The organism is Natrinema amylolyticum (genome assembly GCF_020515625.1).
Lineage (GTDB): Archaea > Halobacteriota > Halobacteria > Halobacteriales > Natrialbaceae > Natrinema > Natrinema amylolyticum.
Map to the genome: position 1 here is coordinate 131,778 of NZ_JAIWPJ010000002.1, position 21,385 is coordinate 153,162.

The 21,385-nt window shown below is 62.7% G+C and carries 23 protein-coding genes and 1 pseudogene; 13 read left to right on the top strand and 11 right to left on the bottom strand.

Annotated features, from left to right (window positions below; genetic code table 11):
* Positions 1–19 precede the first annotated feature (19 nt).
* Positions 20–694: an MBL fold metallo-hydrolase gene (locus LDH66_RS10855; protein WP_226481098.1), complete on the top strand. Its 675-nt coding sequence runs from the start codon at positions 20–22 to the stop codon at positions 692–694.
* Between the two features lie 512 nt (positions 695–1,206).
* Here LDH66_RS10855 and LDH66_RS10860 read toward each other — a convergent pair.
* Complete coding sequence (locus LDH66_RS10860; protein WP_226481099.1) at positions 1,207–2,250, bottom strand: zinc-dependent alcohol dehydrogenase; 1,044 nt, start codon at positions 2,248–2,250, stop codon at positions 1,207–1,209.
* A 292-nt stretch (positions 2,251–2,542) separates the two neighbouring features.
* Here LDH66_RS10860 and LDH66_RS10865 point away from each other — a divergent pair, with 292 nt between their 5' ends.
* Positions 2,543–3,556 carry a Bug family tripartite tricarboxylate transporter substrate binding protein gene (locus LDH66_RS10865; protein ID WP_226481100.1) on the top strand — a complete coding sequence of 338 codons (1,014 nt, stop codon included), beginning with the start codon at positions 2,543–2,545 and terminating at the stop codon, positions 3,554–3,556.
* A gap of 40 nt (positions 3,557–3,596) precedes the next feature.
* Here the strand turns inward: LDH66_RS10865 and LDH66_RS10870 are convergent, their stop codons facing one another.
* From LDH66_RS10870 to LDH66_RS22945, 3 genes are all read right to left on the bottom strand, one after another.
* A complete protein-coding gene (locus LDH66_RS10870) occupies positions 3,597–4,247 on the bottom strand; it encodes an MBL fold metallo-hydrolase (RefSeq protein ID WP_226481101.1) in 651 nt (216 codons plus the stop codon).
* Between the two features lie 87 nt (positions 4,248–4,334).
* Positions 4,335–4,556: an NAD(P)-dependent oxidoreductase gene (locus LDH66_RS22940; RefSeq protein WP_425492949.1), complete on the bottom strand. Its 222-nt coding sequence runs from the start codon at positions 4,554–4,556 to the stop codon at positions 4,335–4,337.
* A 95-nt stretch (positions 4,557–4,651) separates the two neighbouring features.
* Complete coding sequence (locus tag LDH66_RS22945; protein WP_319004362.1) at positions 4,652–4,861, bottom strand: NAD(P)-dependent oxidoreductase; 210 nt, start codon at positions 4,859–4,861, stop codon at positions 4,652–4,654.
* 74 nt (positions 4,862–4,935) lie between these two features.
* On the opposite strand from LDH66_RS22945, the gene LDH66_RS10880 reads away from it, so the two are divergent.
* The 6 genes and pseudogenes from LDH66_RS10880 to LDH66_RS10905 form a co-directional block, all read left to right on the top strand.
* A complete protein-coding gene (locus LDH66_RS10880) occupies positions 4,936–5,625 on the top strand; it encodes a 4-carboxy-4-hydroxy-2-oxoadipate aldolase/oxaloacetate decarboxylase (protein ID WP_226481102.1) in 690 nt (229 codons plus the stop codon).
* A 183-nt stretch (positions 5,626–5,808) separates the two neighbouring features.
* A complete protein-coding gene (locus LDH66_RS10885) occupies positions 5,809–6,585 on the top strand; it encodes an IclR family transcriptional regulator (RefSeq protein ID WP_226481103.1) in 777 nt (258 codons plus the stop codon).
* Positions 6,586–7,608: 1,023 nt separating this feature from the next.
* Positions 7,609–8,172: an amino acid-binding protein gene (locus tag LDH66_RS10890; RefSeq protein WP_226481104.1), complete on the top strand. Its 564-nt coding sequence runs from the start codon at positions 7,609–7,611 to the stop codon at positions 8,170–8,172.
* A complete protein-coding gene (locus tag LDH66_RS10895; RefSeq protein ID WP_226481105.1) occupies positions 8,172–9,119 on the top strand; it encodes a homoserine dehydrogenase in 948 nt (315 codons plus the stop codon). The genes LDH66_RS10890 and LDH66_RS10895 overlap by 1 nt, the downstream gene beginning before the upstream one ends.
* A 105-nt stretch (positions 9,120–9,224) precedes the next feature.
* Positions 9,225–9,968 (top strand): type I 3-dehydroquinate dehydratase, encoded by a 744-nt coding sequence (locus LDH66_RS10900; RefSeq protein ID WP_226481106.1) that lies wholly within the window; start codon positions 9,225–9,227, stop codon positions 9,966–9,968.
* Between the two features lie 176 nt (positions 9,969–10,144).
* Positions 10,145–10,463 (top strand): annotated as a pseudogene (locus LDH66_RS10905) (type I 3-dehydroquinate dehydratase); the annotation flags it as partial.
* A 230-nt stretch (positions 10,464–10,693) separates the two neighbouring features.
* Here the strand turns inward: LDH66_RS10905 and LDH66_RS10910 are convergent.
* The 3 genes from LDH66_RS10910 to LDH66_RS10920 all read right to left on the bottom strand — a co-directional run bounded on the left by LDH66_RS10910 (position 10,694) and on the right by LDH66_RS10920 (position 14,166).
* Complete coding sequence (locus tag LDH66_RS10910; protein ID WP_226481107.1) at positions 10,694–11,329, bottom strand: DUF1102 domain-containing protein; 636 nt, start codon at positions 11,327–11,329, stop codon at positions 10,694–10,696.
* A 469-nt stretch (positions 11,330–11,798) separates the two neighbouring features.
* Positions 11,799–12,959: a DUF5305 domain-containing protein gene (locus LDH66_RS10915; protein ID WP_226481108.1), complete on the bottom strand. Its 1,161-nt coding sequence runs from the start codon at positions 12,957–12,959 to the stop codon at positions 11,799–11,801.
* Between the two features lie 43 nt (positions 12,960–13,002).
* Positions 13,003–14,166: a signal peptidase I gene (locus tag LDH66_RS10920; protein WP_226481109.1), complete on the bottom strand. Its 1,164-nt coding sequence runs from the start codon at positions 14,164–14,166 to the stop codon at positions 13,003–13,005.
* 410 nt (positions 14,167–14,576) lie between these two features.
* Between LDH66_RS10920 and LDH66_RS10925 the strand changes: the two genes are divergently transcribed.
* From LDH66_RS10925 to LDH66_RS10935, 3 genes are all read left to right on the top strand, one after another.
* Complete coding sequence (locus LDH66_RS10925) at positions 14,577–15,074, top strand: DUF7344 domain-containing protein (protein ID WP_226481110.1); 498 nt, start codon at positions 14,577–14,579, stop codon at positions 15,072–15,074.
* Positions 15,071–15,508, top strand: a complete 438-nt coding sequence (locus LDH66_RS10930; RefSeq protein WP_226481111.1) for a hypothetical protein — start codon at positions 15,071–15,073, stop codon at positions 15,506–15,508. Before LDH66_RS10925 ends, LDH66_RS10930 begins: the two co-directional genes overlap by 4 nt.
* Positions 15,509–15,616: 108 nt before the next feature.
* Entirely contained in the window at positions 15,617–16,054 is a 438-nt protein-coding gene (locus LDH66_RS10935) for a zinc ribbon domain-containing protein (protein WP_226481112.1), read from the top strand.
* 24 nt (positions 16,055–16,078) lie between these two features.
* Here LDH66_RS10935 and LDH66_RS10940 read toward each other — a convergent pair whose 3' ends face one another.
* Entirely contained in the window at positions 16,079–17,272 is a 1,194-nt protein-coding gene (locus tag LDH66_RS10940) for a 3-dehydroquinate synthase II (RefSeq protein ID WP_226481113.1), read from the bottom strand.
* A gap of 219 nt (positions 17,273–17,491) precedes the next feature.
* Here LDH66_RS10940 and LDH66_RS10945 point away from each other — a divergent pair, with 219 nt between their 5' ends.
* Positions 17,492–18,076, top strand: coding sequence for a hypothetical protein (locus tag LDH66_RS10945; protein ID WP_226481114.1), 585 nt, complete (start codon positions 17,492–17,494; stop codon positions 18,074–18,076).
* Positions 18,077–18,111: 35 nt separating this feature from the next.
* Here LDH66_RS10945 and LDH66_RS10950 read toward each other — a convergent pair whose 3' ends face one another.
* On the bottom strand, positions 18,112–18,978 hold the full coding sequence (locus LDH66_RS10950; RefSeq protein ID WP_226481115.1) for an HFX_2341 family transcriptional regulator domain-containing protein: 867 nt from the start codon (positions 18,976–18,978) through the stop codon (positions 18,112–18,114).
* Between the two features lie 338 nt (positions 18,979–19,316).
* On the opposite strand from LDH66_RS10950, the gene LDH66_RS10955 reads away from it, so the two are divergent.
* The gene (locus LDH66_RS10955; RefSeq protein ID WP_226481116.1) at positions 19,317–19,997 is read left to right on the top strand and encodes an HAD family hydrolase; all 681 of its coding nucleotides are present in this window, start codon (positions 19,317–19,319) and stop codon (positions 19,995–19,997) included.
* A gap of 11 nt (positions 19,998–20,008) precedes the next feature.
* Here the strand turns inward: LDH66_RS10955 and LDH66_RS10960 are convergent, their stop codons facing one another.
* Both LDH66_RS10960 and LDH66_RS10965 read right to left on the bottom strand, forming a co-directional pair.
* A complete protein-coding gene (locus LDH66_RS10960) occupies positions 20,009–20,551 on the bottom strand; it encodes a hypothetical protein (RefSeq protein ID WP_226481117.1) in 543 nt (180 codons plus the stop codon).
* A gap of 153 nt (positions 20,552–20,704) precedes the next feature.
* Positions 20,705–21,277 carry a SprT family zinc-dependent metalloprotease gene (locus tag LDH66_RS10965; RefSeq protein ID WP_226481118.1) on the bottom strand — a complete coding sequence of 191 codons (573 nt, stop codon included), beginning with the start codon at positions 21,275–21,277 and terminating at the stop codon, positions 20,705–20,707.
* Between the last annotated feature and the right edge of the window lie 108 nt (positions 21,278–21,385).

Below are 21,385 nucleotides of genomic sequence, written 5' to 3' on the forward strand. Positions count from 1 at the left end.
CTACAACCAGTAACTAGCTATGACCCACAGTAGCGTGACCGACGGTATCGGTCAGGTTCAATTCGATCACGTCCGAGTGCTAGTGCTGGAGGACGTTCCGGAGGGACAAACGACGTTGATCGATACCGCGTTCGACGAGAACGGGGCAGAACTCGTCGAGACCCTCGAAGCGGAGTACGGTGACATCGACCGCGTGATTCTCACGCATGGAGACCACGGCCACCACGGCGGACTCTCCCACGTGATGGAGGCCTTCGACCCGAAACTCGTCATGCCGGCCGACGAGACGAAACTCTACGACCACCTCGAGGACGCGGGGCTCGACATCGAACCCGATGTCGCCTACGAGGACGGCGACCTGCTCAAGGGCGACATCCGCGTGATTCAGGTGCCCGGTCACACCGAGGCGACGTCGGCCCTGCTGCTCGAGGACCGAGGCATCCTGATCTCCGGCGACGCGCTGGACGGGGCCGACCGCGGCGGGATGCCAGCGGGGTATCTCCTCCCGCCGCCGGCGCTGTTCAACATCGATCACGAGGCCGCCGAACTCAACCTCTACGACCTGCTCGGGTACGACTTCGAGACGGTGCTGGTCTTCCACGGCTCGCACGTCTTCGAGAACCCCAAGCAGAAACTCGACGATTTCCTCGTGGAACGGGAGTGGAACGAGTGGGATCCCCGCACGGACGAGTGAATTACGGCCGGTCGAATCGCGTTCGTCGTGACCGTTTTGTGGTTTCGTTCCATGGCTGCTTCCGTCGGCGCTCTCGAATCGGAGAACGTGCGGCAGTCGAGGGGGAGTCCGACGGGTTCGACTCGAGACAGAGGACGGCGAGTACGTCGTGTTGGAGATCGGTTGCGACCTCTCGCCGGCGGAACCGTTCGGCTGCGACGCGGCCGACGAGGGCCGAGTCCACGGCGACATGCACATGGGGACTAGCGTCGACGACGCCCACCCGGCGGTGACCATGGTCCGTGCCGGAAACGACAGGCAGCTCGGTCGGCGACGGCGCGGCCGCGGCACTCGACATCCTGAGCGAGGCGGACGACGAACCCGACCCACTCTATTACGGCTTCGATCAGCAGGTCGACGTGCCGGACGCGCTCGAGGCCACGGCGGAATCGGATCGGCGTTCGAAGAGAGCGGATCGATGCTACTTCTCTGCGGTCGCTGGTCCGGAAGCTCACGCGGACGTACTGATGGCGTTACTCACGCAGTACCGAGACGTCGAAGACGGGTTTGCAGGTCTCGCCCTCGAGGAACGTCTCGAAGGCCTCCTCGGCGTCGAGCAGACTGAATCGGTCGTCGAGGAACGTCTCGTGATCGACGTCGCCTGAACCGATCAGGCGGAGCGCGCGTTCGAAGTCCTCGTACATCGCGCTGTAGGTACACTGGAGGTCGATCTCTGACCGGACCAGCGATGTGAAGTCCGCCATCGCGTCGCCGGTCTGACCGACGAGGACGATCTGACCGCCCGTGCGGACCTCGTCGATGGACATCGATAGCCCCGACGGATGTCCGGTCGTATCGAATACGACGTCATAGCCGACGTCATCAGTTATCTCCTCGCGGGCGGTCTCAAGGTCGTCGGCCTCGACGTTGAGCGTCGGGAACCCCAACTCCTCTGCGAGCGGCAGGCGATACGCGGTGTCCTGGCCGACGCCGGCGACCACGACCTCGGCACCCTGTGCATCCGCGACCTGTGCGGCGAGGACGCCCATCGGTCCGGGGCCCGCAACAAGGACCCGGTCGCCAGGTTTGACCCGTGAGTTTCGGATAACTGCGCGAGTCGCGATCGCGGTCGGTTCTACGAGCGCGGCGTGTCGGGGCTCAACGTCGTCGGGAACCGGATGGAGGTCTTCCTCGGGAACGGCGATGTATCCCGCGTATGCGCCGTCGTGATCGACGCCGGTGATCTGCTTGTTCGGGCAGACGTTCGCCTGCCCCATCTCACACTGGTAGCAGTCGCCGCAGCTCCGAATCGGTCGTTCGACGACGCGATCGCCCACGGCGAACTTCGTGACCTCGTCGCCGATCTCGACGATACGACCGGTGTACTCGTGGCCGATGATGGTTGGGACGTTCATCCGTTCGAACGCCGACTTGAACGCGTAGATACCGGCATCGCTGCCACAGAGCCCCGCGTATTCGACTTCAATCAGGGCCTCGTTCGGTTCCGGTACCGGTTGCTCGACGTCGACGAGTTCCATACTCCCGGCGCTCCGACCGGTCTTGGCTAAACCTCTCATATACTTCCCCTTCGCTGCTGCCAGGCTATAAACTTACGGATCGGACGGATCTTCAGGAACGCGTTGCTACCCCTGGACGACTTCGGTCCGTACGGATATGTGCGGCCGTAACGGTCCGGTTCCGACGGGTTCGTACCTGTCCCCGATCTCCCTGTTTCCGGAAGCCGCTCGTGTCTGATCAGAGCGAGAATTGCCGTTTCGATATGGTTTCGTATGGTTACCCCATGGACCAATATTCTGGTCGCCTTATCCGGAATGTTTAAATATGAAGGTCCCACTCGATAGGAGTAGAATGGCATCTGATACCAATGGTGGCAGCGGTGGCAAGACTGTGCTGAATCGACGCAACGCGATAAAGTCCCTCGGTGTGACGGGCCTCGCGATGACGGCCGGCTGTATCGGGGACCTGAACGGGGACGGCGAGTGGCCGTCGCGACAGGTCGAGATCGTCTCCCCGTGGGCAGCCGGTGGCGGTGCGGACCGAACGAGCCGTGCAGTCGCTGATGCGGCCGAAAACCACACCGACGTCTCCTGGAACGTTAGCAACCAGACCGGTGGCTCCGGCTCGGTCGGGATGAACGCAGCCGCGAACTCCGAGCCGGACGGCCATACCTTGGGCTGTACCGCACCGGAAATCGCTCTGTTCCAGCACCTCGGCATCGCCGAACTCGGGCCCGACGACATCACACCGATCATGCAGTACACCGAGTTCCCGGCCGCGCTCGTCGTCCACCAAGACGCGGAGTTCTCCTCGCTCGACGAGTGGATCTCCTACGGCGAGAACAACCCGGGCGAACTCCAGATGGCAAACTCTGGTAACGGATCATCATGGCACATGGCCGCAGCCGGTATCGCCGATGAGGCGGGAATCGACGTCGAGCACGTCTCGTACGACGGTGCCAGCCCCGCGATGCAGGCCGTCATAAACGGCGAGGCCGACTGTACGGCCGTCGGTGCCGCCGAAGTGGCACCGCAAGTCCGTGACGGCGATCTCGAGGCCCTCGGCGTCGCGTTCAGCGAGCAGGTCGACTCGCTGCCGGACACGCAGACGATGACTGAACAGGGACTCGACATCGAGATCGGCTCCTGGCTGGGTCACTTCGCGCCGGCTGATATTGACGACGAAACTCGAGATGCAATCGTCGACGTCTACGAGTCGGTCTACGAGGACGACCAATTCGTCGAGTTCATGGAGAACAACGACTTCATGCGCGTACAGCGCGGTCCCGACGAGTTCAGCCAGTTCCTCGACGAGCAGTACGAGTACTACGGCAACCTCGTCGAGGAACTGGACATCAGCGCATAACGTATCCGATCGAATTCGACGACGGTTCTTTTTTGGAGCGTTACGAGTACGTGAGCGTCCACTCTCGATCGAGCAACCAGTCGTTGAGCTTTTCGAGGGGCTCCTCGCGGACGCTCGTCCCGTGGTGGACCAGCACCGTATCAATCTCGTAGTCGAACAGTTTGACAAGATTCCGTTCGGCGGCGGCGTGGCTGTCATCGTTGAACTGCTCGGCTGGCGGCACGAGATAGCCCGGCGGCAGGCCGCGCCGATCCGACCCCTCGAGCGTATCGCCGGCGATCAGCGTCCGGTCGGCCTCGAGGAGAAACGCGGTTGCCGCCACCGTGTGTCCCGGAATCTCGATCGCGCGGATACCGCCGGCCAGCAGGTCCTCATCGACGAACTCGATGTCAGGCTCGACATCCAGCACTTCATAGAACCCCTTCGCACCCGCAGGAACGGCTAGTTCCGGCTCGAACCGCTTCAGTAGTGCCGGGGCGCCGCCGAAGTGGCCCTCGTCCCCGTGAGTGATGAGGAGCCGATCGAGGCCCCCGAACTCCGCCTCGAGGATGTTGGCGAGTTCCTCGCCGTCGTCTGGAAACGATGCGTCGACGAGCGTCACGGTGCCCTCGGGTCGGTCCTCGAGAACGAAGACTCGGACGTGGTCGAACTCGATAGCGTGGATACCGTCGGAGAGTTCTCGTACCGTCATTTCATTCGAGCGATCGATGCGCGCTGATATAAACGGGGAGCTGAATTCCCAGCGACCTGTAACTGACGCGGGCGGCGCGTCGCTCGCTCATTCCGGTCCTGCGTCGCGGAGCACCGAATTCAGCAGGTCCTCGCCATCGAGGCCCGCGCCGACGTTTGCAGCCGCCGTCTCGGCCATTCGATCGCGCGTCTGAATGCTCGCGCTGCCGACGTGGGACGTGACGACGACCGTTTCAGGTGAGCGGCGGAGCAACGGATGATCGGCCGGCAAGGGTTCCGGATCGGTGACGTCGAGCCCCGCTCGCTCCAGTTGCGCTCGAGCGCGGACTCCAGCGCGCCGGTATCGCGACGATCAGTCCGCGACTCGCGTCGAGCAGGACGGCGCTCTCTTTCATCTGTCGGAGTTCATCGTCGGATGAGGTGGTGCATCGACTCGACGAGCGGGACGTACAACGAAACGAAGTCGCACTCCCGGAGTAGCATAGGCAGGTCGACGTGTATGGTGTCGACGCCGACCGTAGCGAGTTCCTCCTCGCGGTCCGGTTTCCGTTCTGTCGCAGTGTAGCGAACATCCATCTCGAAACCGGCTGCGCGCTGCACAATGCCGGTTCCGATGGGTTCGGCACCGCTCCTTCGATCGGAGCGGTGAACCGGTAGATTAAGGTGATTCGCTGTGTCTCGGTACGATTATGCACACGATAGAGCACGATGTAGAGCGACCGGACAGCGACGTCGTTTCGGCCTTCGAAGGAATTCCGAGTACCATCGTCTCGGACGTGACGGGGAACATCGGATTAACTATGGATTCCGGGATCCGGCCCGCCTACAGCGATATCGAGATGGGCGGAACCGCGATCACCGTCAACGCCTCGCCCGGAGACAACCTGATCATCCACAAGGCGATCACGATGGCGGAACCGGGCGACGTTCTTGTTATCGACTCCGAGGGGTTCACCGAGACGGGTCACTTCGGCGAACTCATGTGCAAATCCTGCCAAGTGAACGGGATCGGTGGAATCGTCATCGACGGCGCCTATCGCGACAGCGAGGAGATCACCGAGATGGAGTTCCCGGTCTACGGCCGCGGCACGCATCCCCGGGGCCCGCTCAAGCAGGATCCGGGTTCGATCAACGTCCCGATTTCCTGTGGCGGCGTCACCGTCGAGCCCGGCGACGTCGTGGTCGGCGACGATGACGGCCTCGCCGTCGTCCCGAGCGAGAGCGCCGAGGAGGTCCTCGAACGCTCGTACGACAAACTCGAGTCCGAAGACGAGGTCCGCGAGGAGCTCGTGGAGGGCGAGTACCTCTTCGAACTCAACAACTACGCCAAGCTGTTCGAGGAGATGGAAGTCGTCGGTCCGGAAGACTCGATCCAGTAACCGTTCGGTCCGGCAGCCTTCGAACCACCCGTTTTCCGAACGACTCGTCCCGACGGGTCACCGCTTGAGACTGCAAGACGATCGCGATTCGAACGGCCGGAGCCGACCTGATAGTCGACCAATTATTTCAATATAGTCGAAATGCGCCACAGGGCTTAATAGACCGTGTAACTATGTTTCAATATGGGTAACAGCGAAGAGACGAACACACGGCAGCTGAAAAGCGTAGATCAGTCGTTCAAAATTATCGAATATCTCCGGAACGGCGGCGGGGCGACGCTCTCTACGATCGCGGACGACCTCGAGATGCCGGCGAGTACGGCCCACATTCACCTCGCGACGCTCGTCGAGACCGGTTACGTGATCAAAGACGACGGCGAATACTGCTGTAGTTTCCGGTTCCTCGATACCGGCGGGGAAATGCGCGACCGCATGGCGCTTTACCAAGCGGCGAAGCCGGAGGTCGACGATCTGCGACGTGACTCGAGCGAGCACGCTAACATTACGGCCGAACAGAACGGCTACTCGGTGCAGCTCTACAAGTCCCAGAGTTCGGAGTCGATCGACGATAACGCGGAACTCGGCAAGCACCTCCACCTCCACTCGACCGCGACGGGCAAGGCGATACTCTCGGAGCTCTCCGAGTCGGAGATCGACGCAATCATCGAGAAACGGGGCCTTCCGGCGGCCACTGGCAGTACGATCACAGACAGGGATGCCCTGCTGGACGAACTCGCGGAGATCCGAGAGCGGGACTATTCGATCAATCGAGGTGAACACTTTCCCGGCGTCGCTGCCGTCGCGACTTCAATAATATCGAAACCGGACGATGTCATCGGTGCGATCAGCATCAGCGGTCCGCTCAGTCGAATGGGGACTGACCGGATCGAAAACGAACTCGCTCCCGCCATTCTCGACAAGAAGAACATCATCGAACTAAAGATACGACAGTACGAATGACCGTCAGCACTGCGCCGATACCGAACGAGCTGGCCGCTTCATGCAATATGTCCTCAGTCCGGCGGTTTCATCCGACACCTGTTCGTGTTCGACTTCCTCCCAAGATTTACAACCATATAGATGTAAGTTGATGTTGCCGCGAACGGATACGGTGTTCTGTCGATGCATTCGATACCAGCGAGTGTTCGAACCGAAGCATATTTCGATAGTATCGAAACCACCTCCGAGTCGATCGCACACCTGAACCGGCAGCGATGAGAGACTACGTTCTGAGTTACGTCCTAGACGGCGATCCCGAACCGTCGTCCGTAGCTCGAGAAAATCCACTAGAGAGTGAACCACAGCATCGACCGTTTTCGAGCGGAGAGACGAGACGCAAATCGGTGCGCGACGGCTGAGCCGTCGTCGTTCACGAGGTCGTGGTCTACAGGTTTATCAAATTCCATCTTTACTACGAATTCTGTCTTAACAGATAAAATTTGAAAGTCAAGATATACATCTGATAAACTCGGTCTAGTACGTATATGACGCGTATGCCGTATATAGGGTGTTTTTAGGGCTTATTCTGCGATCCTTCTAACTCAATCAATTTCACCGTCGGATGATGCGCTCCGATCGGGTTTGAAGAGCTATTTTAGCGTTAAAACGTCTTATATGGGCGATTATGGGTGTAATGTGTTCTGACAATGACTATCAGACAACAACGTGGGTGATTATTATCTAAAGATGATACTAATGCGGAATACAAATAGAAGCAACATTTTTCCCAGTGGTCACTAGTCCTCGAATTCGACATCGTCGCCTCGTTTCGCTGGCTGGTCGATACGACGCTCCCAACGAGAATGCGACGTTTTGAACGGGCCTGATCGGCGCTGCACAGTCTCGTCGATACCTCTCCGAGCGAGCCTCTCGAGCCGGTTCGACCGCGGGTGAGCGGATCTATAACCTTTTACGTGACCGCTACGGATTCGACTACCATGCCCTCAATGGCGGACGTTCGCACAACGATCGGCGGTGGTAGTAATGGCTAACGGGTCGAGCGGCTGGGGTGACATCAGTACCGAGACGGACGGCGGTGTTCGCACGTACACCGTTCGCCTCGAACTGGTCGACGAACCGGGTGAGTTGCTCGACGCCCTCGCACCGATCGCCGAGAACGGCGGGAATCTCATGAGTATTCATCACGAGCGCGGCAATATCACGCCGCGAGGTCACATCCCCGTCGAGATCGATCTGGGATGTACGCCGGACCGCTTCGACGATATCGTCGAAAAACTTCGCGAGAACGGGGTCAACGTCATTCAGGCCGGCTCCGAGCGCTACGGCGAGGAGATTACCCTCGTGCTCGTCGGTCACCTCATCGAAACCGATCTATCGGATACGATCCTGCAGATCGAAAACAAAGCGAGTGCTGCGGTGCTCGACGTCTCGGTGGCCGCACCGGAGGGGACGAGCGATATCTCGAGTGCGCGATTTCGGCTGGCGATCGATTCCGGTCGGTCCGACGAAGTCTTCGAAACGATCCGCTCGATCGGGACCGAAAAGGAGCTGACGATCATCGAACCGCTGCTCGGAGGTGAGGCCTGATGCGACTCGCCATCCTCGGTGCCGGTGACGTCGGCCGATCGGTCACCGACCTCGCTAGCGAGTACGGGCACGACGTCGTTGCGCTCGCCGACTCGACGAGCGCCGCGATCGATGCGAACGGTATCGACGTCGAGAGCGTCCTCCAACGGAAAGCGGATACCGAACCGGTCGGAACGGACGACCCGTCAGCGGTTTTCGAAACCGAGTACGACGTCCTGGTCGAGGCGACACCGACGACCCTCGGCGATGCCGAACCCGGCTTTACCCACGCCCAGCGCGCGCTCGAGGCCGATCGACACGTCGTCCTGGCGAATAAGGGTCCGGTCGCCGAACGTTACGAGGAAATCCGTGCGCTCGAGGCCGAGAGCGACGGCTCACTCCGATTCGAAGCGACCGTCGGCGGTGCGGTCCCGGTCCTCTCGACGATCGAAGACGAAATGCCGAGAAACGTCACTGCGGTACGCGGTGTGCTCAACGGGACCGTCAACTTTATTCTCACGCGGATGGCCGTGGAGGGACTCGACTACGAACACGTCCTCGCGGAAGCACAGGACCTCGGTGTGGTAGAAGCAGATCCCAGTTTCGACGTCGGCGGCACCGACGCGGCACTGAAGTTCGTCATCATTGCGAACGTGCTGGCCGACGGCGGGTTCTCGCTCGAGGACGCGGCGGTCGAGGGCATTCAGGATATTCCGGGTAGCGCGCTCGACCTCGCTGCGGAGGACGGTCGCACGATCCGACTCATCGGTGAGGCGACCCGAGACGGCGTTCGCGTCGGACCGCGACTCGTACCCGAAAACAGCGCCCTCGCCGTGACCGGCACGCGAAATGTCGTCCAGATCGAGACGCGAAACGCCGGCTCGCTCCACTCGAGCGGCCGCGGTGCCGGCGGTCCGGAAACGGCAACGGCAGTGCTCTCGGATGTCGGTCGCCTCTCCCTGCTCTGAGCGGTCGTCTCCACACCCCCGCTCGAAATTCCGAACGATAGTTTATCGAATACGGCAGGGTCACCTCTCGAAATGCTTTTATGGAGAGGATTGGTAGGTCGTATCATGACTGCCGACGGGTTCGCTCTCGCCGCGACAACAAACGATCTTACACGGGAACCGAAAGCCCGGGAGAACGCGGATTTCATCGAGTTTCGGATGGACAGCGCGGAGGAACCGATCGAACAACTACGCGACTACGACGGAGAACTGCCTATTCTGGCGACGAACCGATCGCGATGGTTCGGCGGCGAAGCGGCCGACCGAGGCCGGCTGGACCAGTTGATGGCGGCCGCTGAGTTCGACGTCGTCGAACGGGTCGATATTGAACTCGAGACGGCACGCGGAATGGAGTGGGTACTCGACGAATTCCGCGAACAGGACGTCGAACTGGTCATCTCTTTTCACGAATTCGAAGAGACGCCCGATCAAGAGACGCTCGACGCGATCATCGCCGAGTGCGATCGGTACGGCGATATCGCCAAAGTGGCTACGTACGCAGAAGACCGAGCGGATTGCCTGCGAATCCTCACGGCGATCGATACGGCGACCCAGAACGGCATCCGCGCGACCGGCATCGCGATGGGCGAACTCGGCAGTCACACGCGCATAATCGGTCCCCTCTACGGAGCGAAACTCGGCTACGCGCCGCTCGAATCGGATACCAGCGACTACGCCCCGGGCCAGGTCTCACTGCACCGACTCGATTCGCTGGTCGACATGATTCGCGAGAGCGGGAAGAGCACTCGGTTGCTGCGCGATCTGAACGAGGAGTATCCGACCCAACAGGAAGTCACACAGACTGAGTGAGCGGCCCCTCGAACGCTGGCGATACGTCGAACGGTCTCTCTTCTGACTCGTTATCGGTTCACCGCCGTAGTTCCGGTCACCGAATCGAAAATCGTCCCGTCTTATCGATCTCGCGGAAGCGGTCGCGTCGGGACATCTCCCTTGAGACACTCGCGGGGCCAATAACACGACTCGAGATCGAGACGCTCGCCGAGGCGACCGCGTTCGCTGCCATCGACGCGATCGATATAGAACTCGAGTCGATTCTGAGAGAGGGGCAGAGGACGTGCTCGAGACGGCTCGCGACCGCGACGTCTCGATCGTCGCGTCGGCACACGACTCCGAGAGGTCTCGCCCGGAAAGCGATAGTCCGAACCCTGACGGAGGCAGGCGAGTACGCCGACGACGCGAAGCTAGCGGAGACTGCAGAATCGAAGCGGACTCGCGCTTCTGGCAGCGGCGGAGCAGCCGGCCTCTCACAGCAATCCCGTCGCGACGATGGTGGTAGGAGAAGTGGAAGCTGATTGATCTCGTATTCGGCCATGAGGGCCCGACTCCATTGAAGGATGAACAGGACCCCGAACTAGTTATATCCATTTAAATATCGCACGCAAACTCATGCAGAAATATCCGAGCTAATTATCGGTTCCAAAATATAAATGAAGATGTCCGCTATCTTGGCCGACTTGCGCTTTCTCAGGAATCCCAATCCGACCCAATTTGTTTTTATTTTAGTATAACGTTCGTCAGAGTTCTAGCCGCTCATCGTATTCGTCGTTGTGGACTGCGCTGTCGTCGTTGATTTGCTCTCTTGCGGTCGATTTATCGGTGTACTCTTTCGTTCCAAGAGCGACGATGAGGAGATTATCGAGCAAATCGTCGTCAGAACTGAGACCGTGCGTTGCCGTCGCCATCCCGATGTCAGTACACTCACCTACCCCGAGCGTAGTTCCATGACACGGTCCCTCACGGTCGCCATTGTAGAATACGACCCGATCTGCGTTGTCACCGACCTTGAACAGATAGACTCCTATCTCCTGCTTCCCTTGATTACAGATCTGGAAAAGGTCGTTGAACCATGTAACTGAGTTAGAGTTGACACCTACACCTTGATTGGGTCCAGTCGACTCCCCATTCCCAGTATCATTCGGATTGTCTGGATCCATCTGAATCCGAAGGTGGTCAAGGCTGTCGTAGTCAACGTAACTCTCATTGGGGCTATCTGGAATTTCGTGAAGGCCGAGATACGCATTTCGGTCGTGAGCGATCTCGACGCTCGCGGTTCGTTCCGAGACGACTCCGCTGAACGCACCCGTGCCAACGAGTGCACTTGCTCCGATTGCCGTACTCCCTGCACCGATCAGGAATTTACGTCGTTCCATAGGTTTCACCACTCCGTATACGCTCGGATCTCCAGCCGATCATCACCCGACAGCGTGGCGTCGTATCCGAACGCATGCGTTCCTCCCATGCCCGTCCCACTCCTTGTGTATACACTGACAGGAGGTTCGACACGCGATTCCTGCAGTCCGGGATTCGCGTCTCCCACTCTCTGACCTCGAGTTCAATTGTCGACCGCAGTGAGACTAGTCGAGTGATACATCGATGCTCTCTTGCCCCGTTCTCGAGCTATCTCGAGTTAGCCTGATCCGATCTACGACGGTCTCATCGACAAGGACTGCATGCGGTATCTCGAGAAACAGTAGCAAGTGGATAGGTGTTAGAAATCATAGAAACAGCCGCTGATCCGAACCTATCGCTGCTGAAAGTTGTCGCTATCCCACCGGACGATCGATAGCGACCCAGATCGAAAATCGAGCGATTGGTACGGACTACGGACCTATCGATAGTTTATCGGCCGGCCGCCGATTCGTCAGCGCCAGCGTTCGCCTCGCCGGTCGGCCCCCCTTCGACAGAATCGGTACTGGAATTATCGCTATTCGAGTCCCCTTCGAGCCCATCCGGTTCGTACGCGTACAGCGACTCCCCGTCGACGACATAGTACCCGCTCGCGGCCTCGTCCTCGAGCACGCGCCGGTCGCAGTCGATCGCGATGTCCACCAGGTCCTCGAGCGTCGACACCTCGATTCGCGACCGTCCCCGGACGTCAGCGGGCAGCGAGCCCTGGGAGATCCAGTCGTCGAACTCCTCGCGCTCGTGCTCGGCGCGGAGGCGCTCGAGCTCGGCTTCGGACGGCGCGAGCGTGCCGTTGGCTCGCGTGACCACCAGCGCGCCGAGGGCGCAGAGCGACGCGAACAGCAGGATAACGGAGCCGAGCGGACCGACGAATCCGGCCGAGTCCGCGGTCGTGGGCGTGGGCTCGTCGGGCCGATCCCGCATGCTCCGATCCGCCGTCGGCGCGTTGACGCTGTACGTGGAGCCGTCCGGCGCGATTCCGAGTTCGTATCGCTCGGTCCGCTCGACGGGGTCGCCGTCGACGGTCCCGTCGACCGTGACGGTCGCGACGACGGCCGTCTCAATCGATCCCGGCGAACCGCCGAGGCTCTCCTCGATGCGGTCGCTCTCGTTGACCGTCGCGGGAACGTCCACCGCGAAGTCGGCCGTCGCTTCCTCGCCGGGTTCGAGACCAGCGGCTGTCGTCTCCGCGATCGTCTCGTTGACCTCCCAGTATTCCTGCTCGTCGTCGGCGGAGCGTATCACCCGCTCGAGTTCGACGTCGGCGGTCACGTCACCGGCGTCGGCCTCGTACCGGTAGGTGAAGGTCCCCTCGAGTACGGGCGTCACTTCGGTGAAGTAGACCGACCGATCCGAGAGCTGCGTCCCGACCGGGAACACCTCGTTTTCGGTCCGTACCTCCGCACTGTGATCGAACTCGCCCGTCGTCGACCACGGCTCGACCGTCTCGCGGTCCGTCTGCTCGGCGGAGCCGGCGACGGAGGTGTACACTCCCCAGCCGCCGACGAGCGCCAGCGCGAGCAACACGACGACGACCGGAACGAACCACTCGTCGAGCGCGGCCCGCGCGCGGACGAACGATCTATCGCTGTTCACTGCCGATACCTCCCCGATTTCGGATCTCTCGTGTGCATAGCTATCATCTCAGAAATCCCTCAGTCGATTCGGATCGCTGCCTCGAGCGCGTCCTGATCGTCCCGGTGCCCGCGAGCAGCGCGAAGGGGAGCACGACGAGCCCGGCGACGACGGTCGCCGTCGCTGTCATCGCCATCCAAGGGTGAATGGCGTGCAAGCGGGCGATTATCGGCGGTGGAAGCACCGCGAAGTACCGCCGATCCGTGAACGAGCGCAGGTAGTACCCCGTCTCGGGCGGCGCGGTCAACGCGACATTCGCGTTGACGCTCTCGCCTCGAGTGAGCACCCGCGGCTCATCGTCGACGCTGATCCCGTCGCTGGCCGGTTCGGTAATAGACACGACTGGCAGCACGCCGCCGTTTTGCACCTCGTAGGGATGCGTCTCCGTCTCACCGGTGGGGACCACGCTGGGCCGATCGGAGTCGAACTCCGCGCTCACGACCCCGATCTCGACTGATCCAGACATGGCGATCATGGTCGCCAGCGCGACCACGAAGACGAGCACACCTATTCCGATGACCAGTCGCTGCGCGTCGAACGTGTCTTTGCGCGTGCGCGCTCGGGAGCGCTCGCGATCTGGGGTACCCCGGCCGTCGAGCGCGATCGACAGGCCGGTCACGACCAACCCGAAACCGAGCAGGAGGTATGAGAGCCCCTGACTGCCGGCCAACGCTCGGATCCCGAGCGTCGACGCGAGCCACCACTGGGCCGACTCGAGTCCCCCCTGGACGGCCATGGCGACCGTTCCGAGGTGGGGAATCGTCACCACCTCGCCGTTCACCTGCAACGCCGTCGCGGCGATCTGCCCGTCGGTGACGTGTGGCTCACCGCCGTCCTGATCGGTGAACGGGTTCGCGTCTCCGCGGGTCACGTACCCGTGCTCCGTTTCCTCGACGACCCGATGGGTGGTCAGCCCGCCACCCTCGATCTCCTGTGCGTCGTAGACGACCACGTCTCCTTCTTCGACGGGGCCGGCGACGGCCGACGGAACGGCGACGAAACCGTCACCGGCATCGATCGTCGGCTCCATGCTTCCCGTCTCGACGTATCCGAGTCCGATCGGAATGCCGAGGACGTGCCCGATCGCGAGCAGCCCGACGAGGACGACGATACCGATCGCCGCCGCTCGTCGAAGAACCGTCCCCCCTCCCGTTCCAGTTCGTGTCATATTCTGCGCTCCAACTGACGCGGCGACGTATCGACGAGTTGCGTCGGTTCGCGTCGTTCATCCGAACGGGACTGTTCGGTTTTGCTATGGGCTGGTTTCCACCACTGCTGGCGAGGACTGCAGCCGAACTATCGCTCGGTAAGGGTCTCGTTCGCGCCGTCGGCCGAATTCGCAGCACTCTCCAAATCTATTCATTTCGTTTATGTATCCTCGAATGGTACCAATAGTAACAGATGCGTGATTGAGAGTCCGGAAATCAGCTGTTGGTAACAAGTCCGATCACTCTAGTTTACGATTAGTTAACATGTATGTCCGTGAGTGAATCGACGGGGGATGAAGGGGTGACCGATAACCTCTCTTCGAGAGGCGACTCACGAACTGACGAACTGACACGCGACGAAATATTCACGATGCTGAGCAATCGGCGGCGACGGTGGGTACTCCACTATCTCAAGCAGACCGACGAAGAGCGGGTCGATCTGCGGACGCTCGTCGATTCGGTCTCGGCCTGGGAGTACGATGTCCCGGCGGACGAACTTCCGTGGAAGAAACGAAAACGGGTCTACACCGCGCTCCGGCAGTCACACCTGCCGAAACTCGATGACGTCGGAGCGATCGAGTACGATCAGACTCGTGGCGTCGTCGAACTGACCGACGAAGCGGCAGAACTCCAGATGTATCTCGAGTACGTTCCGGCGGAAGACATTCCCTGGAGTCACGTCTATCTGGGGCTGGCCGGGATCGGAGTGACACTGACCCTGCTCGCTCGGTACGCGATCTTCCCGTTCGTCGAACTCGGTGGAACGGCACTCGCAGCGATCTTCGTCGCGATGTTCGGCGTCACTGCGCTCGTCCATACGAGTTACGCTCATCGCAACCGAATCGGACGGGGTGAGCCGCCGCGATGACCTCGCGGATCGGGATCGCGATGGTCGTCGTCGCGATCGTCTCGCTCGTCGTCTCGAGCGGTGGCGTGAGTTCGGTCGCGATGGATCGATCGATCGAAGTGGCGGTCACCGACGACGAGTCGGAGCAACTCGTCGCGTTCGACGCGCGGGAGAGCGGTGAGAACGAGACGACGATCGACGTGACGAACCGAGCCGACAGCGAACTGACGATAGCGATCGTCGACGAATCACAGGGCGACGACTTGGGATCGAACGTGAGCGTCGACTCGACCACTGAGTCGGTCGAACCCGGGTCGAACGCATCGATCGAAGTGAGCGATGTTTCCTGCGAGAACGGAGGGCCTTCGGAGCGGCTCCCGATCGAGATACGTGCCACGACGGGGTCAACGACGATAGAAACGACCGTTGACGCCGCCGTCACCTGCAACAGGTAACGGATTGGACGGCTACCCCTGTTTTCGCGAGTTCGTACCGTCGCTCCGCTCGAGAGTAATCGAAATCGGAATGTTAAGGGCGGGGCTCCCCTACCATCCCCACATACAATGACATGGCTCCGTGCGCTTCTCGCCGCCGGTCTTTCGGTGATTATGCCCGGCGCGGGCCACGTCCTCGTCAGGGACTGGCTCCGTGCCGCCCTCTTCGCCGGTCTCTTCCTGTCGGTGAGCGCTCTCTTTCTCCCGATCGATCAGCTGGCCGCCGCCGGTCCGATAACGAGCGTCGACGACATCAACGCCTACGCGGACGTCATGGCCGAAGAGACCGACGCGATGACACAGTTCTTCCTCTCCTTTATCGCCCTGTTCGCCGCGATCGACGCGACCTTTCGCGCGCTCGGCCACTCGCCGGGCGGAACCGGTGACACGGAGGGGCTGACCTGCCCCGAATGCGGAAAGGAAATCGACGAGGACCTCGAGTTCTGTCACTGGTGTACAGCCCGACTCGACCCGGTCGAGCCCGATGCGGAGACGAACGACGTCTAGAAGCGATCCGCTGCGGCCGCGACGTTACTTTTCGATGATGCTCTCTTCGACGGCCTCGCCGAAGTGTCGGGCCGTGTCCTCGTAGTACAGGAGGATCTCGTCGCCCGATTCGATGTCCGTCACCGCTTTGCGCCCCTCCGACGACGCGACCTTGATGGTCTCGGCGTTCTGGAGCAGGGTCTCGACCCGATCCCCGCTCTCGCTCTCGAGAGCGATCCGGAACATCGGTCGCTGCTCGATCTTGACGCGACCGACGATGGCCTCGCGGGTGTTGCCGTCGAGGTCGACGACCTGCACCTCGTCGCCGCTTTGGAGCTCCGAGAGGTACTTCGTACCGCCGTCGGGCGTGCGGACGTAGGCGTGGACCGCGCCGGCGTTGACCCGGAAGGGGCGGGAGGCGACGTAGGGCGATTCGGCGGTCTCGCCGTGGACGAAGACCAGCCCGCGGGCCAGCGAGCCCACGAGCATTCCCTCGTCGTGCTCGAGTAAGGTGCCCGTGTCGACGCAGACCCGGTCGGCGCTGCCGGCCCGTTCGATGTCGAGCACTTCGGCGTACTCGAGATCGAGGCGCTCGCGCGCGGCCTCGTCGCGCACCTCGACCGTCTTCCGGATCTCGTCGGGATCGTCCGAGTCCAGCAAGACGGCGTCGGACCCGATCTCGAGGGTTTCGAAGGCCGTCTTGGCCTCCTCGGCGCTGGTCACGCCCGCGACGAGGTCCGTCTCATCTCCGATTCGCGCGATCAGGTTCTCGAGGGGGATGATCGTCCAGTCTTCGCCGACGACGATCGTGTGGTCGGCCTCTTCGGCGGCGGTCTCGGCGAAGTGCTCGTACTCCTTGCCGAGGATGCGGACGTACGCGCCTCGGTCGAAGTCGCCGTCGCGGCGCAGCGTCGAGAGGTCCGCCGACCCCGAGAGATCCTCGGGCAGGTCGATGGTCGCGTCGCCCTCGCCGTTCTTCCCGACGACGATGGCGTCCGCCTGCGTGGCGGCGTCTTCCGCCTCGCCTTCGGCGTCGTCGATGTCGTCGACCAGGGTCACGTCCCCGTCGGTCCGAAACGCGGCGACGTTGATGTCGCCGAGTTCGCGGACGCGCTCGACGTCGTCCTCGTCGACCAGTACCCAGTCTGCACCCGCCTCGAGCGCGGCAGTGATCCGCGCCCGGCGGTCGTCCCAGTCACCGACGGTATCGTCGGCTTTCACCCAGACAGCTCGCGTCATGAATCGACCGTCGAAGGGAACCGGCTTGAACGTGGCGAATCGGATGGGTGTGACGGACGTCCGTCTGACGCCCGGCCGACGCGAACCGACGGTTCTCCCGATTATCCGGATCGTTACGATCGTCTCACCTCTCCAGATAGTACGGATACTCACGATAGTAACGATAGTCAGCACACTTTCTCAGAAGTTGATAATATCTGTTCGGACGATCGTTCTCGTATGGGTCAGCGCCACCTCGAGACGGACGCCGAACCGACTATCGACTGCGCCGCCCGTCGGCTCGGGGTGGAGTCCGCCGTCGACGTCGCCCGAGCGGCGTTCGACCACGCGGGCGAGATGGCGACGCTCGAGTGCGGCCGACCTGCCGCCGTACTCGGTGCCGTTTGCCTCGCCGCTCGCCGCACCGACGTCGGCGAACCCGCTCCCGAGCGACTCGAGTCGTCGTTCGACGTCGATCCGGAGCGGGTCGCCGCGGCCGACGAGGTGCTGGCGACGTATCTGAGTCCGCCCGCCGATCCGGACGAGATCCGCTCGCTGCGCCGGACGCTCGTCGTGGCTCAGGAGGTCCTGGCCGCGGTCGAGCGCGGTCGCAACGCTGGCCCCGAGCTTCCGGGCTCGCGCCTCGCTGACGCCGCGCCCTTCCTGCTCGCTCGCGCGAGCAGTCACCTCGACTCCCGCACCGATCGCGAGTTCCCGGGGCTCGATGCGGCGGCGCTTCGAGACCACATCGAGCGCCTCGAGGCCGACCTCGAGCTGGCTCGGCTGGGAACGAAACTGTACGTCCTGGTCCACGACGCGGACTGAGCCGCGTCGACTCCCTCGACGCCCCTCGATGATCCCTACCGTCGCTCGCCGGCGTCGTCCATGAGCTTGTGTCGGAACGCCCGGTAAGCGTTTTCGCCCCGCTCGGTCAACTCGACGACGCGCCGGCGGCCGACCGACTCGATCGTGACGTAGCCGTCCTCGGCCAGCGGCTCGAGGACGTGCGTATCGAGCACGCGGAACGCGCCCTTGTCCTCGCCGGAGCGCTCGTCGGGCGAGCGCCGATCGGCCATGAAGTCGAGATCCCGGTCTCGAGCGTACTCGATGAGATCCTTCTTTTTCGGCCGGGCCGTCCGATCCTCGTGGTAGCCCTCCCACGCGGCCGGGTCGGCGAGGAACTCCATGATCGCGACCTGATCGCGCGTCGGCGACTCGATCGGGTAGGTTGGCACCTCCTCCATCTCGTCGAGACCGAAGGAAATCGGCTCGGTCGTCCCGTCGTGGGCGTACTCCGACGGCTCGACGTAGTAGGCGTGGGCGTCCGTCGAGACGTCCATGCACGCGATCGTCGCGCCGATCGCCGGGATCGTCCCGGCCCCGGAGACGTTGACGTACACCTGATCGTCGGCGTGAACGTCGGCGAGCGTCGTCACGTCGCCGAGCACCGCGTACACGTCCGTCAGATCGCACTCCCGGGTCCGAACCTCGGGGACGATCGACTCGAGTTCCGCCCGCAACTCGTCGTGGTAGTCGGCCGTCGCCGTCGCGTTTCGCTCGTCGGTCCCACCGTCGGTCTCGCCCTGTTCTCCGCCCCGTCGCCCCCCGCCCGCGCTCTCGTCCTCGAGCAGATAGACCAGGTCCGCCCGCTGGTTCCTGATCGGCTCGAGGATCCGATCGAACTCGTAGCCCAGCGGCACGACGTGCACTCGCTTGACGACCTCCATACGCCAAGCGGCGTGTCAGCAAAAATAACTGCTGCGGAATCGGCGGTGGAACTCGAGTCGCGACTAATTTGACCGCCCGACGAGTTTCGCCAGCCCCATCGACCCACCGCCGGGTGGGAATGAAAGGGGCTTCCCGGTTCGGCGAACCCGGACGACGCAAGCACTGCAGTGAGCGAGCGTCGCGAGCGAACGAGGAGCGCAGCGAGGCCCGGGAGCCGAACCGGGAAGGGGCTTTCAGAACGGTAGCGGTCCCACGGTCGGTGACGAGCGAACGAGACGGTATTCGAACCCATAGTCGGCGAAACGTTGAGAACGCCCCCGCTCGTACACCGAGTCAGATGGCCGCCTACGACGCGATCTGTTTCGATCTCGATGCCACCCTCTGCGAGTCGACCCAAGACGCCGCGACCCTGCTCGAGACGTCCTTCGAGCGCGCCGGCTGCGAACCGTTCTGTACGCCGGCGGACCTGCGGGCCGCCGTCCCGGCCCTACCGACCGCCGAGACGGACCGGGAGTTCTACGAGCACCTCTTCACCGAAGTCGCGAACCGCGCCGGCGTCGACCCCGATATCGCGCCGGCGCTCGCGGCGGAGTATCTCGCGGTCCAGGACCCGACCGCCGTCGACTTTCGCCCGGGAGCGAAAGCGGCGCTCGAGCACGCTCGCGACCGAAGCCGCGTCGGACTCGGCCTCATCACGAACGGGGGCCGGGAGACGCAGACGCAGAAACTGCGGGCGCTGGGCATCGCGGACGCCTTCGACGTGCGGGTGTTCACCGATCCGAGCGCGGGGATTCATCCGAAACCCAGCACGGTACCGTTCGAGCGCGCGCTCGGCGAACTCGCGGTCGCGCCCGATGCGGCGATCCACGTCGGCGATTCGTTGCACGCCGATATCGCGGGTGCCAACGCGATGGGACTCGATTCGGCCTGGCTCGATACCGGCCGCGACGACGGCCCCGGCGAGCACGAGCCGACCTACGAACTCGCGTCGCTCGAGGCGTTCGAGACGATCGTCTGAACGGCGTCAGCTTACCCCTCGTCCGGCAGCAGATCCGCGTGAACGACGGCTCGATACTGGGTGTCCGTCCCCTCTTCGATTCGCTTAAGCAGGGCCGCCGCGTCCGGGAAGCTCTCGGGCAGTTCGAACGCGTCGGACTCGTCGTCGGCACGTTGCTTGCAGAGCTTGACGAACGCCACCAGCGCGTCGTACGTTCCCCCGCGGGCGTAGACCACGTCGATGTCCCGCTCGAAGTCCTCGCGCCAGCTCTCGATCACCGGTTCGGCCGCGCGTCGCGGCCGTCGCATCCGCTCGGCCAGTTCGTCGGTATCCACGTCAGCGTCCGCTGTACCGGTTAGTCCCTCGAAGGCCGCCTGCAGGTCGTCGACCTCGGCCTCGATCGCCGGTGCCTCCGCTTCCGCTGCGAGCAACTCGGCGAACGCCTCGAGTTCCTCGCGGCGGATCGCGACGGGGTAGACGAAATCGTGGGTGTCCTTCGGGAGCGTGTACGACTTCCCCTCGACGCCCTGTTCGCCGGGACCGGAGTTGCCCAGCATTAAATCGAGTATTCCCATACCCGAAACAGGTATGGTCAGGCGAATAAGCCTTCCGCGCTCGCACAGTCGATCGCAGCCGAGTCCGTCCGGAAACGGCGACGCGCCGACTGCCTCGTTCGTTCGTCCGGGCGGTACCCACCCGGGCGAACCGATGAGTCGAGCCCCAGTCCCTCACCACGAATCGCCGAGCGCCGCCTTCGCGCCGCCGTAGCCGCTCGCGGTCGTCCACGTTCGGCCGCTGTCCGCGTGTTCGACCTCGTACGTCCCGCCGCAGGCCCCACAGCGGTACCGGTCGGGCGATTTCACCGGCTTCGACGCGCGGTGGCGCGTCGCCCGCCAGTCGCAGTCGGCCGCGAGACACCGCAGGACGTACCGCGGCTCCGCGAAGGCCTCGCAGTAGCGCGGGGCCTCGAGCGTCGCGGCCCGCTCGCGAAACCGGTCGCCGTGGCCCGACTCGCCGAACCGCTGGAACTCCCAGGCGTGGACGAGTTCGTGGCGGACGACGCCCGCGAACTCGGACCAGTCGTAGCGCTCGTACGCCCGCCGTGCGAGAGTGATCGTCGCTACCTCGCGGTCGGCGTCCCAGCGGCAGACGCCCGCCCGCCGGCGCGCTCGCGCCGACACCTCCCACTCGAGGGCCGCGAGGTCGACCGCGATATCGTACTCGTCGACGACCTCGCGGGCGTGAATCCGCGCGCGGGCGACGATCTCGTCCGCGAGCGTGAGTTCCTCGCCGTCGGTCACGGCCTCGAGACGGACCGGGACCGAGGAAACGCTTCCGATCGGATCCCGTTCGTCACCCCGTCTCGAGCGATCCGACGCGCAGTCTTACTAACTCACTCGCAAAATATT

What these genes read in the sequence shown, in the direction of transcription:
- LDH66_RS10890 (WP_226481104.1), top strand. Translation starts at nt 7,609, where the DNA reads ATGGCTAACGGGTCGAGCGGCTGGGGTGACATCAGTACCGAGACGGAC.
- LDH66_RS10860 (WP_226481099.1), bottom strand. Translation starts at nt 2,250, where the DNA reads ATGAGAGGTTTAGCCAAGACCGGTCGGAGCGCCGGGAGTATGGAACTC.
- LDH66_RS10895 (WP_226481105.1), top strand. Translation starts at nt 8,172, where the DNA reads ATGCGACTCGCCATCCTCGGTGCCGGTGACGTCGGCCGATCGGTCACC.
- LDH66_RS10930 (WP_226481111.1), top strand. Translation starts at nt 15,071, where the DNA reads ATGACCTCGCGGATCGGGATCGCGATGGTCGTCGTCGCGATCGTCTCG.
- LDH66_RS10935 (WP_226481112.1), top strand. Translation starts at nt 15,617, where the DNA reads ATGACATGGCTCCGTGCGCTTCTCGCCGCCGGTCTTTCGGTGATTATG.
- LDH66_RS10910 (WP_226481107.1), bottom strand. Translation starts at nt 11,329, where the DNA reads ATGGAACGACGTAAATTCCTGATCGGTGCAGGGAGTACGGCAATCGGA.
- LDH66_RS10865 (WP_226481100.1), top strand. Translation starts at nt 2,543, where the DNA reads ATGGCATCTGATACCAATGGTGGCAGCGGTGGCAAGACTGTGCTGAAT.
- LDH66_RS10960 (WP_226481117.1), bottom strand. Translation starts at nt 20,551, where the DNA reads ATGGGAATACTCGATTTAATGCTGGGCAACTCCGGTCCCGGCGAACAG.
- LDH66_RS10940 (WP_226481113.1), bottom strand. Translation starts at nt 17,272, where the DNA reads ATGACGCGAGCTGTCTGGGTGAAAGCCGACGATACCGTCGGTGACTGG.
- LDH66_RS10900 (WP_226481106.1), top strand. Translation starts at nt 9,225, where the DNA reads ATGACTGCCGACGGGTTCGCTCTCGCCGCGACAACAAACGATCTTACA.
- LDH66_RS10880 (WP_226481102.1), top strand. Translation starts at nt 4,936, where the DNA reads ATGCACACGATAGAGCACGATGTAGAGCGACCGGACAGCGACGTCGTT.
- LDH66_RS10955 (WP_226481116.1), top strand. Translation starts at nt 19,317, where the DNA reads ATGGCCGCCTACGACGCGATCTGTTTCGATCTCGATGCCACCCTCTGC.
- LDH66_RS10945 (WP_226481114.1), top strand. Translation starts at nt 17,492, where the DNA reads ATGGGTCAGCGCCACCTCGAGACGGACGCCGAACCGACTATCGACTGC.
- LDH66_RS10925 (WP_226481110.1), top strand. Translation starts at nt 14,577, where the DNA reads ATGCTGAGCAATCGGCGGCGACGGTGGGTACTCCACTATCTCAAGCAG.
- LDH66_RS10885 (WP_226481103.1), top strand. Translation starts at nt 5,809, where the DNA reads ATGGGTAACAGCGAAGAGACGAACACACGGCAGCTGAAAAGCGTAGAT.
- LDH66_RS10920 (WP_226481109.1), bottom strand. Translation starts at nt 14,166, where the DNA reads ATGACACGAACTGGAACGGGAGGGGGGACGGTTCTTCGACGAGCGGCG.
- LDH66_RS10855 (WP_226481098.1), top strand. Translation starts at nt 20, where the DNA reads ATGACCCACAGTAGCGTGACCGACGGTATCGGTCAGGTTCAATTCGAT.
- LDH66_RS10870 (WP_226481101.1), bottom strand. Translation starts at nt 4,247, where the DNA reads ATGACGGTACGAGAACTCTCCGACGGTATCCACGCTATCGAGTTCGAC.
- LDH66_RS10950 (WP_226481115.1), bottom strand. Translation starts at nt 18,978, where the DNA reads ATGGAGGTCGTCAAGCGAGTGCACGTCGTGCCGCTGGGCTACGAGTTC.